The sequence below is a fragment of the Streptococcus saliviloxodontae genome, assembly GCF_016908655.1.
Taxonomy (GTDB): Bacteria; Bacillota; Bacilli; order Lactobacillales; family Streptococcaceae; genus Streptococcus; species Streptococcus saliviloxodontae.
Genome location: NZ_JAFBEI010000056.1, coordinates 1 through 6,855, shown reverse-complemented (window position 1 = coordinate 6,855; position 6,855 = coordinate 1). Strand labels below are relative to the sequence as shown.

At 39.5% G+C, this 6,855-nt stretch carries 6 protein-coding genes and 1 pseudogene; 4 read left to right on the top strand and 3 right to left on the bottom strand.

The genetic code is table 11. The features are described from left to right. Window positions 1–110 precede the first annotated feature (110 nt). The 3 genes and pseudogenes from JOC31_RS10190 to tpiA all read left to right on the top strand — a co-directional run. Window positions 111–302 (top strand): annotated as a pseudogene (locus JOC31_RS10190) (anti sigma factor C-terminal domain-containing protein); the annotation flags it as partial. Between the two features lie 128 nt (window positions 303–430). After that, on the top strand, window positions 431–1,627 hold the full coding sequence (gene tuf / locus JOC31_RS09455) for an elongation factor Tu (RefSeq protein ID WP_205009398.1): 1,197 nt from the start codon (window positions 431–433) through the stop codon (window positions 1,625–1,627). A gap of 384 nt (window positions 1,628–2,011) precedes the next feature. Then, window positions 2,012–2,770 carry a triose-phosphate isomerase gene (gene tpiA, locus JOC31_RS09450; protein WP_205017913.1) on the top strand — a complete coding sequence of 253 codons (759 nt, stop codon included), beginning with the start codon at window positions 2,012–2,014 and terminating at the stop codon, window positions 2,768–2,770. A 111-nt stretch (window positions 2,771–2,881) separates the two neighbouring features. Here tpiA and JOC31_RS09445 read toward each other — a convergent pair whose 3' ends face one another. From JOC31_RS09445 to JOC31_RS09435, 3 genes are all read right to left on the bottom strand, one after another. Continuing rightward, window positions 2,882–4,099, bottom strand: coding sequence for an aminoacyltransferase (locus JOC31_RS09445; RefSeq protein ID WP_205017912.1), 1,218 nt, complete (start codon window positions 4,097–4,099; stop codon window positions 2,882–2,884). Continuing rightward, the gene (gene yidA, locus JOC31_RS09440; RefSeq protein ID WP_205017911.1) at window positions 4,099–4,908 is read right to left on the bottom strand and encodes a sugar-phosphatase; all 810 of its coding nucleotides are present in this window, start codon (window positions 4,906–4,908) and stop codon (window positions 4,099–4,101) included. The genes JOC31_RS09445 and yidA overlap by 1 nt, the downstream gene beginning before the upstream one ends. Before the next feature lie 165 nt (window positions 4,909–5,073). Beyond that, entirely contained in the window at window positions 5,074–6,366 is a 1,293-nt protein-coding gene (locus JOC31_RS09435; RefSeq protein WP_205017910.1) for an HD domain-containing protein, read from the bottom strand. A gap of 277 nt (window positions 6,367–6,643) precedes the next feature. Between JOC31_RS09435 and JOC31_RS09430 the strand changes: the two genes are divergently transcribed. Further along, window positions 6,644–6,808, top strand: a complete 165-nt coding sequence (locus JOC31_RS09430; RefSeq protein WP_205017914.1) for a hypothetical protein — start codon at window positions 6,644–6,646, stop codon at window positions 6,806–6,808. The last annotated feature ends 47 nt before the right edge of the window (window positions 6,809–6,855 follow it).

The window sequence follows — 6,855 nt, the reverse complement described above, 5'->3', positions numbered from 1 at the left end:
AGTGTAAAAGAATATGAAGATCCATTTTCAGATGGAGGCTTTAGAACATGATAAAAGCCCGTTGTTACGGGCATTAGTCTAGTAATCAAGCAAGAAAGGGAAAAAGAGAACAATTAGACACTAGAAAAGATATTCAGACTTATTTAGAAAATAATAGAAGTTCAGGAGAAGCAAGGTTTGCAGGGGTCATTTTGACAGGGCGTGCGGAGGCTTTTGCGACACTTGAAAAAACCAAGTGGATTTACGCTTCAAATATTGGACAAAGCGTTGAAATACAGCCATATCACAAATTGACAAAATAAAGAAATCTTGAAAATCTGTGTAAAATACTTGCAATTCTATGACAATTTGATAGAATAGTAGAGTAAAGTTAGACTGTATTGCCTACCGTCTATCTATAAAATATATTTTATTGGAGGCTTTTCCTAAAATGGCAAAAGAAAAATACGATCGTAGTAAACCACACGTTAACATTGGTACAATCGGACACGTTGACCACGGTAAAACTACCCTAACTGCAGCTATCACAACTGTACTTGCACGTCGTCTTCCATCAGCTGTTAACCAGCCAAAAGACTACGCTTCAATCGATGCTGCTCCAGAAGAACGCGAACGCGGTATCACAATCAACACTGCACACGTTGAGTACGAAACTGAAGCTCGCCACTACGCTCACATCGACGCACCAGGACACGCGGACTACGTTAAAAACATGATCACTGGTGCCGCTCAAATGGACGGTGCTATCCTTGTAGTAGCTTCAACTGATGGACCAATGCCACAAACTCGTGAGCACATCCTTCTTTCACGTCAGGTTGGTGTTAAACACCTTATCGTCTTCATGAACAAAATCGACCTTGTTGACGATGAAGAATTGCTTGAATTGGTTGAAATGGAAATCCGTGACCTTCTTTCAGAATACGATTTCCCAGGTGATGACCTTCCAGTTATCCAAGGTTCAGCTCTTAAAGCTCTTGAAGGTGATACTCAATTTGAAGACATCATCATGGAATTGATGTCAACAGTTGACTCATACATTCCAGAACCAGAACGTGATACAGACAAACCACTTCTTCTTCCAGTCGAAGATGTATTCTCAATCACTGGACGTGGTACTGTTGCTTCAGGACGTATCGACCGTGGTACTGTTCGTGTCAACGACGAAATCGAAATCGTTGGTATCAAAGAAGAAATCACTAAAGCAGTTGTTACTGGTGTTGAAATGTTCCGTAAACAACTTGACGAAGGTCTTGCTGGTGATAACGTTGGTGTGCTTCTCCGTGGTGTACAACGTGATGAAATCGAACGTGGTCAAGTTATTGCTAAACCAGGTTCAATCAACCCACACACTAAATTCAAAGGTGAAGTTTACATCCTTTCTAAAGAAGAAGGTGGACGTCACACTCCATTCTTCAACAACTACCGTCCACAGTTCTACTTCCGTACTACTGACGTAACTGGTTCAATCGAACTTCCAGCAGGTACAGAAATGGTTATGCCTGGTGATAACGTGACTATCGACGTTGAGTTGATCCACCCAATCGCCGTAGAACAAGGTACTACATTCTCAATCCGTGAGGGTGGACGTACTGTTGGTTCAGGTATCGTTTCAGAAATCGAAGCTTAATTATATTAAGTTCCCAATAGCAATTATTCGTCAGACAATAATTGTAAAGAGTCTCTTAGGAGGCTCTTTTTTGTTTTCTCTTATTGATGACTTTGTCCCTAAATAGGTGGACATTTGATAGGAAAGGTGACTGCTGATAGTTGAATAAAATCTTAACTTGCTTTTTCTTAGAGAGGTCTAAATTAGTTGAAGAAGAGCACTGATAAGATTTATTCTCTCTGTGAGACGTGTGATAACTCAGGCTTACTCTGTTTTGAATGAGTAGAAGTAGAGAGGTAACTGATAGATTGTGAAAAAAAGTGTAAAATACTGTCTTAATCTTTAAAAGATTATCAAAATATGATAGAATAAGGGAGTAAAAAAAATAAAGAAGAGGTATGTGAAATGTCACGTAAACCATTTATCGCTGGTAACTGGAAAATGAACAAAAATCCAAAAGAAGCAAAAGCATTCATCGAAGCAGTAGCTTCTAAATTGCCATCATCAGAGCTTGTTGAAGCAGGTATCGCTGCACCAGCGCTTACTTTGTCAACAGTTCTTGAAGCAGCTAAAGGTTCAGAACTTAAAGTTGCTGCACAAAATAGCTACTTCGAAAACGAAGGTGCCTTCACTGGTGAAAACAGCCCTAAAGTATTGGCTGAAATGGGTACAGACTACGTTGTTATCGGTCACTCAGAACGTCGTGACTACTTCCACGAAACTGACGAAGATATCAACAAAAAAGCAAAAGCTATCTTTGCTAACGGTTTGACTCCAATCATCTGTTGTGGTGAATCTCTTGAAACTTACGAAGCTGGTAACGCAGTTGAATTTGTAGGTGCTCAAGTTTCTGCAGCTCTTGCAGGCTTGTCAGAAGAACAAGTGTCATCACTTGTTATCGCTTACGAACCAATCTGGGCTATCGGTACTGGTAAATCAGCAACTCAAGATGATGCTCAAAACATGTGTAAAGCAGTTCGTGACGTTGTTGCAGCAGACTTCGGTCAAGCAGTAGCTGATAAAGTTCGTGTTCAATACGGTGGTTCAGTTAAACCTGAAAACGTTGCAGAATACATGGCTTGTCCAGACGTTGATGGTGCACTTGTAGGTGGTGCTTCACTTGAAGCAGAAAGCTTCCTTGCATTGTTGGACTTCGTTAAATAATAAGTCATTAAAAGGTCGAGTTTAACTCGATCTTTTTTTATTGATTTTGTCGTATTTGAGTATGAAGCAATCAAAAAAAGAATTTGAGACCATGAAAGTCTCAAATTCTTTTTAGTGTTTGTTTCTGAGTTTTTTACGCATATCGTAAGCCCAAGTTGAGAGGCTGTAGAGGAGTTTATTAACTGGAATATTAAATTCTCCAATATATTCTTCAATCATAGGGTTGAAATTTGATTTGAATTTTGTCAGACCATCATCAAGTGTTCCTTCAACACCTCCCATATTTGCCCAAATGATACCATCGGCATAGGCATCTTCAAATACTTTTGGATAGAGGGAATATTGAGGGTAGAATTTTTTGAATTCATCATTCATACCTGCGTATAGCATTTCCATGACATTTCCGAAACGGACAGACAGGATTCCTGCAATAATGAGTTCATCAGGATATTTCTCAACGAAGGCTTCAAATTCAGTGATGTACTTGCTAACAGAATTTTTCTGTTGTGTTAGTTTTGTCAAGCGTTTCTTTTGGTGCTCTTCCGTTTCAGCGAGGTCTTTTTCGATTTGAGTGAGTTGTTCTTTGTATTCTTCTAAGCGTTTTGGCAGATTAACTTTAGCCAAGTGAAGGTAGGCGTCGTCACCATAGATTTCCATCATTTTCCTGAAGTAATCATGGTTACGAAGAGCAACGCCTTTACGGTTTTCGGTTAGGGCAACTACATCAGCGAAGGCTTGAACATCAGCTAAATCACCTCGACTAGTGACGACTCCACGCGTATTAGCATCTTTCATCAAGCGTTTGGTATGTTTAGGGAAGGTTGTGGTCATATCAGCCTGTGTGTAGACATTGGCTTGGAAACGTGGTTGGATACTCTGTGAGATTTCCATAGTACGTCCAGTCCACTCGGCACCGTTACTCTCAAGGTTTTTGAGTTTTGCGAGGGTTTCAGCGATTTCATCAGTTTCTTCACCGATGTGGTACTGTTTTAATAGTAGAGCTGGGTCAAATTTGATAAAGAGGGCATGTTTACTTTTTCCAAACTTTTTGAGAGAGGAAATAACAAAAGCGACATCATCAGGCTTGCTATAGTCCATAATAGGTCCACGTGGGATATAAAGCATTGTCATTCCAAGTGGTAGAGCCTTAATAAGAATTGAAGCAGAGGCAATCAGTTGACCATCTTTGTAAAATCCTAGACGTTCATTGCCCCAGTTATCCTTAACCTGAGCCCAGTCTGAACTTTGAAGAAGATTGGTTTGGTCGCTTGCCTTAGCAAAGTTATCGTGTTCTTCTTTGGAAATACCGACCTTATAAGTGTATGTCATTAGTTTAGTACCCACTCTCTAATAGCGTGTGCAACGCCACTGTCATTGTTTGATTTGGTGATGTGTTTGGCAAGTGCTTTGACAGAAGGGACTCCATTTTCCATAACGACTGGTGTTCCTACGACTTCAAGCATAGCACGGTCATTCTCTTCGTCTCCGATTGCCATAGTTTCGTCCATGGAAATACCAAGTTTATCTGCTAGATGAATAATGGCATTGCCTTTGCTGACTTTCTTATTCATGATTTCAAGGTAGAAAGGTTTTGATTTGACGATGGTGTATTTATCGTGAAATTCTTGTGGGATATTGGCGATAGCTTGATCAAGAATTTCTGGTTCATCAATCATCATGATTTTGACAATTTCCTTGTTTGTCATCTCTTCTGGTGTGCGGTAGTAGATTGGCATATCAACAAGGGTTGCTTCGTGAACCGTGTATTTTCCGATATTACGGTTGGCGGTATAGATGCCCTCTTTGGTGATGGCATGCATGTGAACGTTTAATTTACGGCTAAGAAATTCAATGTCAAGATAATCTTCGTAAGTAAGGGTTTCTTTGACAATGTCGTTTCCTGTAGCTGTGTCTTGGACCAAACCTCCGTTAAAGGTAATAACATAATCGCCTTCTTGGTTTAATTGCAGTTGGTTGAGGAGGCTTTGAACGCCTGGAATAGGTCGACCAGTGGCAATGACGACTTTGACACCTGCTTTTTTAGCGTCCTGAATCGCTTCAAATACTTCAGGGGTGACTTGGCGGTCATCGGTAATAAGTGTTCCGTCGATATCAACGGCAACTAATTTAATAGACATGAAGTGCTCCTTATTTCTATGAGATTAGAGGTGTGTTTTTCGAAAAAATAGATTCAAAGATCACACGAATGGATTCATTCAATCTTTTACTTTATATTTTAGTAAATAATCACCTACTATTTTACTAAAAATTACGTAACTTGTCATGAATGCCTTGTCAGTTTTCTATATCAGATAACCATTTTTTAGATGAGATTGAAACTTCAGTTTTTCCTTGGAAAAGAGGTCGTCGCTAGTAAGCATATCTTTTGGGAAATAGAAGCGGTGGTCGCCGTAATTTTCACCAGAAAGGGCTTGAATGAGAGGAGATAGTGTTGAAAGCTCAGTTAGATCTCCATTTTTTTGTATAATGTCGATTTGTGTCTGAGGAGATGTGGCTTCTGGACGATAACGGTCGTAAGGGAGTTTAAAGTTTGAATGAAGCCCAGTGTAGTAGTCGCAGTCATAACCTAAACGAGCAATGTTATCTTTTAAGTTATCAATCAAGTCGATTTGTTCAGGACTGTAAATGACTGATTTTAACAAACGGCGATTGATGAAAGCATCTGAAAGATCACTTAAGATAGGATCATTAGATGACATCCAACTTTGAAAATAGGTATTTAAGACACCGTCATCTAGCCTTAAGTAATCTTCTAGACTATTGTTATTTTCGAAAAAAGGGACTAAAGCAGGGCTGTAGGTTGCAAAAAAACTTTTTTGTTGTGGGTATAGGTAACGGGCACGCTTGAGTAGATTTTGAAGTAAGACTTCCATGGATCGGCTAGCAGGATGGAAATAGACTTGCATATACATTTGGTAGCGACTAAGGAGATAATCTTCCACGGCATGCATGCCTTGGTAAGAAAAGCAGATACCCTCGTGACTTGGTCGCATGACGCGTAGGATGTGACTAAGCTCAAAGTTACCGTAATTGGTACCAGTATAGTAGGTATCTCTAAGCAAGTAATCCATGCGATCAACATCAATTTGACTTGAGATCAGCTGGACGACTTGCTTTTGTGGATGTGTGTGATTAATAACACTGGCAACCTGATTGGGGAAATCATCTGAAATCCCTTTTAGAATAAGGTTGATTTCGCTTTCAGGACTTGTTATAATTTTTTGTGTGATTGCTTCGTGATCGGTGTCAAAAAGAATCTCAAAGGTGTGAGAGTAGGCACCGTGACCAATATCATGAAGCAGAGCACTGACCATTGTTAGTAGTGAAAGGTTGGTATCCCATTGGTCGGGATATGAGGTTTCAAAATGCTCAACAATTAATCGAGCAATGTGATAAGCTCCTAAGGAATGTGAAAAACGCGTGTGATCAGCACCAGGAAAGACACTATTGCTGGTACCTAGTTGCTTAATACGGCGTAGTCGCTGAAATTCTTTAGTGTTAATCAGAGCATAGATGATGGGATGATCAACTTGGATATAGCCATGAATGGGATCTCTGAAGTATTTTGCTTCCATAGGGAACCTCCTTTTAGATGGTATTAGTTTATTATATCAAAAAGCTCTTTTATCGTAGTAGATGAAAAGTGACCGTAAACAATGAGATAAAGTGGAAAGAGGATGCTGGTTTACAAGGGATTGATGAAAGCAAACCCAAGTTAAGATTAGTAAGAAAAGAAGAAATCGCTATTTTTGAAAAAGGAATGGATAGGAGATGAAGGAAAAGACAGCTATTTTAGTGGTGACAAGGATCAGTTAAAATAGGAGGTCTAACTATTGTTAATGGAGATATATGATGAAGAAAAACTATATTAGTGCATTTGATGGCTTACGTGCTATAGGTGTGATAGGAGTGATAGCTTATCACCTGTTTCCACAGACGGTCAAGGGAGGCTATTTAGGCGTTGTGCTCTTTTTCTACCATTTGTCAAGCTTATCAAGGCTTTTAGCGAAAAAATAATATCAAGACAGTAGCCGTTACGTGGTTATTGTCTTATTTTTATGACT

What these genes read in the sequence shown, in the direction of transcription:
- JOC31_RS09445 (WP_205017912.1), bottom strand. Translation starts at nt 4,099, where the DNA reads ATGACATACACTTATAAGGTCGGTATTTCCAAAGAAGAACACGATAAC.
- tpiA (WP_205017913.1), top strand. Translation starts at nt 2,012, where the DNA reads ATGTCACGTAAACCATTTATCGCTGGTAACTGGAAAATGAACAAAAAT.
- JOC31_RS09435 (WP_205017910.1), bottom strand. Translation starts at nt 6,366, where the DNA reads ATGGAAGCAAAATACTTCAGAGATCCCATTCATGGCTATATCCAAGTT.
- JOC31_RS09430 (WP_205017914.1), top strand. Translation starts at nt 6,644, where the DNA reads ATGAAGAAAAACTATATTAGTGCATTTGATGGCTTACGTGCTATAGGT.
- tuf (WP_205009398.1), top strand. Translation starts at nt 431, where the DNA reads ATGGCAAAAGAAAAATACGATCGTAGTAAACCACACGTTAACATTGGT.
- yidA (WP_205017911.1), bottom strand. Translation starts at nt 4,908, where the DNA reads ATGTCTATTAAATTAGTTGCCGTTGATATCGACGGAACACTTATTACC.